We start from the raw sequence: 3,814 nt of genomic DNA on the forward strand, positions 1-3,814 counted from the left end.
CTTCTGAAAATTCATCCCAATTGATGAAGCGGAAAGTTTCTGTTTCTGATCTTTCTTTATAAACGGCCAGTTGTTGTTCGTCGAAGTCGAATGGCTTTTGACGGAGCGGCACTGTAATAGGTTCCAGGGCCTGTACAAAGTAGTATATTGAGATGATCTGGTGTTCGGGATTGAACGCACTCATTTGAAAGTAATCAGTAGTATAAATGTGATCGCCCACGTGCACGTTGAGGTTCATTTCTTCCATGAACTCTCTTTTCAAACAATCGCGGGTGCCTTCGCCGAATTCCAATCCGCCACCGGGGAATTTGGTGTAATAACTGCCACGGATAAATTCATCGCTTACCAGCACCTGGTTGTTTTCACCTATCAGTATGCCGTATACCCGGAGATTAAACATTTTCAGTTATAGTTTTGAGTTCTTAGCTTCGGAAACTATTCACCATTCACCATTGACCATTCACCTTAAAATAACTTTTTCTTTAAAAAGAACCAGCCAATTACCAACGATATCACCAATGATAATAATACCGGTATGTAGAATGCAAAGGGCGAATGCGAGTAGGGGATAGGGACGTTCATACCGTAAATACTGGCTACCAGCACGGGCAGCGACAGTACGATGGTGATAACTGATAAACGTCGTAACACTTCGTTCTGGTTGTTAGCAATAATGCTTGCAAACGCATCGAGCGTACTGCTCAGGATGTTGGTATAGATATTCGCCATTTCCAACGCCTGGGAGTTATCGATGATAAGGTCGCCCAGGAATTCTTTTTCATCTTCATTCAAACCCAGGAAATTGGTACGCTCTATCTTCATCAGCAGCATTTCGTTCGAGCGCAGGGCGGTTACAAAATACACAAGGCTTTTCTGAATACGCATCATTTGCAACAAATGTTCGTTACGGCTGGCTGCATACAGTTTTTGCTCCAGTATATTTCTGCGTTGATTGATCTCTTTCAAAAATTCAAGGTAGGTCTGAATGATCTTTTCAATGATCTTCAGCACCATCATCTTCCGGTTATCGGGATGCCGGTTCTGGAAGGTGTTCAGGAACTTCTTGATAGCGCCGTTCTCGAAGGAATTCACCGTTACGATCTGGTTGTGGGTAATGATGATACAGATCGGAATGGTGATATAAAAGGCATCGCTTTCGTTAAAGGAGTTATTTTCCGTGGGAGTTTTAATAACCAGCAGCTTCACGTTGTCAGCTTCTTCAAAACGGGTCCTTTCATCAATATCCAGCGAGTCGGTAAGGAATTCGAGGGGAATATCGAGCGAATTGGATAATTCAGAGAACTCCTCCTGTTTCAGTGGTGGCAAAATGTTCACCCAGGAGCCGTTTTCCGGCTTATCGATCGCTATGGTTTGATAATTGATATTTTTGAAGTACTGGATCATAGGCGCGCAAAGGTAAGGCCGCTTTTTGATTAAAAGGGAGTAAATTTTAGGTTAAGAAAGGGGGCTTTAAAATAAAAATGCCCCCGGAAAATCGGGGGCAATGGGTAATTATTTAATGTTTGTGCTTCCTTCAAAGACTTTCTCCGCCGGGCCGCATAACCAGATGTTGCGGTACACATCATCGTCGGTGCGGTCGAATTCAACGGATAGTTTTCCACCCTTGGTTTGAACCGTTACTTCGTTGAAACCCCGTTCGTTATGGTAACATACCAGGGCGCTGGCGGTAACACCGGTGCCACAGGAAAGGGTTTCATCTTCTACCCCGCGTTCGTAGGTGCGTACTATTATTTCATCGTTATTTTTTCGCTCAACAAAATTTACGTTGATGCCATCTTTGGCGAAAGTGTTGCTGTAGCGGATGTCTTTTCCTTTTTTGTAAACATCAAAATCCCACACGTTGTGGGTCATTTTAATGTAGTGGGGCGAACCGGTGTTTAAAATGAAATCGCTATGGTAGTCTTTAACTCCATCCACATCTATCATTTTAAGGCTAACAATGCCGTCATCGTCAATTTCGGCATCATGCGGGCCGTCAACAGCTATAAAGTGGTATTTTTCTTTACGAATGCCAATGTTATAAGCAAACTTAACCAAACAGCGGCCACCATTGCCGCACATGGAGCTTTCGCGGCCATCGGCATTGTAATACTTCATTTCAAAATCGTATCCATTGGCATTGTTCAATAACATGAGCCCATCGGCGCCAATTCCAAAACGGCGGTTGCATATAAAGCGAACCTGTTCATTGGTCAATCCATTATAACGTTCATCTCGGTTGTCCAGAATTACAAAATCGTTTCCTGTCCCCTGGTATTTGTGAAAGATTAATTCCATAGTTGATTGTTCCTTTGCAATATTACTACAAACTGGTTTAGTACCATAATGGCTCCAACTTATTATAACAGATTGTTATTTACTTGGTTCAATTACCAGCCGTTGATGATATCGAGCGTTTTTTTGATTAATTGTTCAATGGCCGCCTGGCCGTCATTAGAGAATTGTTTGGTAACGCGGTTGGCTACAATGGCGCTGATCGACAGGCAATGGTGCCCCAGCAGTTTGCCCAGTCCATAGATGCCGGAGGTTTCCATTTCAAAATTGGTGATGCGGTGGGGGCCAAATGCAAACTGCGTGAGGCGATCGATCAGTTGCGGATTGCTCAAGCCCAGCCGTAAAATGCGCCCCTGCGGACCATAAAACCCCGGGCAGGTTACGGTAATGCCGTGATGGAAGTTATTTACAAAATGTTTAATAAGATGCGCACTGCTGCCGCAGATATACGGTTGGGAGATGCGTTGATGCAGTTGAGTTTGGGTAATAAAGGATTGCAACAGCTGTTTTTCCTCTTCATTTTCTTCGTACCGGTAAAAATTCAGCAGGTTATCTATTCCCAGGCCATGGGTAGAAACCACGAAACTGTCGGTAGGAATATTAGCCTGCAGGGCGCCGGAAGTGCCTACCCTGATTATGTTCAACTGGGTAAGTTGAGGTTTGATGGTACGGGTAAGAAAGTCGATATTCACCAGGGCGTCGAGTTCGTTCAGCACAATATCTATATTATCAGGGCCAATGCCTGTAGAGACGACGGAAAGTCTTTTTTTGCCCAGCACGCCGGTATGGGATATGAATTCGCGGTGACTGCGTTTGTGTTCAATATGGTCGAAATGCTTGCTCACAGCGGCTACGCGGTCGGGGTCGCCCACAGTGATTATGGTATGAGCCAGTTCTTCGGGCCGCAGGTCGAGATGGTATACGGCACCCCGTTTGTTGATAATCAATTCCGATTCTGGAATTCGTTGCATAAAAAAGGATTAAAAAGGTTGGCCAAATATCCGACAAATATCCTACTTTTGCACACCCCGAACGATTGGGGAAAAAATTCGATTAAGATGGTCCTGTGGCCGAGCGGCTAGGCAGAGGTCTGCAAAACCTTTTACACCAGTTCAAATCTGGTCGGGACCTCATTAGAATCAAGGATCGCTGAAAAGCGGTCCTTTTCTTTTTTATAGAACTTAACAGGATCTCTTTCTTTTGGATCAGGTTGAAAAGTTGGGGAATTTAGGATAAGATCAGAAACTACCGACACTATCCCATGAAAGGAGCATAGTTCACTCAAGAATGTGAGCCAGCGGCGTGTATTGTGGACAAGATTGGCTTGGAAGTTGCCAACTTTGAAACAACTGTAGCCTTTTATGGTGCACCAATAGCTTTATATTGTGCGCCAGTTGCTTCTTTTATTGCGTACCTAGCCTTTTATGACTCATCCAAAGCTAACTTTTCATACAAGTTGCTTACTTTGGTGCATAAGTCGCTATTTATAGCGCATATCTGCGCAACTTCAGATCAATAA

The 3,814-nt window shown here is 44.0% G+C and carries 4 protein-coding genes and 1 tRNA gene; 1 reads left to right on the forward strand and 4 read right to left on the reverse strand.

The genetic code is table 11. The features are described 5' to 3' along the window. From ACJ751_RS06130 to ACJ751_RS06145, 4 genes are all read right to left on the reverse strand, one after another. On the reverse strand, window positions 1–400 hold a 400-nt coding region (locus ACJ751_RS06130), incomplete at its 3' end, for an NUDIX domain-containing protein (protein WP_407744496.1). A gap of 65 nt (window positions 401–465) precedes the next feature. Continuing rightward, window positions 466–1,404 carry a magnesium transporter CorA family protein gene (locus tag ACJ751_RS06135; protein WP_407744497.1) on the reverse strand — a complete coding sequence of 313 codons (939 nt, stop codon included), beginning with the start codon at window positions 1,402–1,404 and terminating at the stop codon, window positions 466–468. Between the two features lie 108 nt (window positions 1,405–1,512). Beyond that, window positions 1,513–2,298 carry a diaminopimelate epimerase gene (gene dapF / locus ACJ751_RS06140; protein ID WP_407744498.1) on the reverse strand — a complete coding sequence of 262 codons (786 nt, stop codon included), beginning with the start codon at window positions 2,296–2,298 and terminating at the stop codon, window positions 1,513–1,515. A gap of 92 nt (window positions 2,299–2,390) precedes the next feature. After that, window positions 2,391–3,266: a nucleoside phosphorylase gene (locus tag ACJ751_RS06145; protein WP_407744499.1), complete on the reverse strand. Its 876-nt coding sequence runs from the start codon at window positions 3,264–3,266 to the stop codon at window positions 2,391–2,393. An 89-nt stretch (window positions 3,267–3,355) separates the two neighbouring features. Between ACJ751_RS06145 and ACJ751_RS06150 the strand changes: the two genes are divergently transcribed. Beyond that, window positions 3,356–3,426: transfer RNA gene (locus ACJ751_RS06150), tRNA-Cys, on the forward strand. The last annotated feature ends 388 nt before the right edge of the window (window positions 3,427–3,814 follow it).

Source organism: Niastella sp., from assembly GCF_045805085.1.
Lineage (GTDB): Bacteria > Bacteroidota > Bacteroidia > Chitinophagales > Chitinophagaceae > Niastella.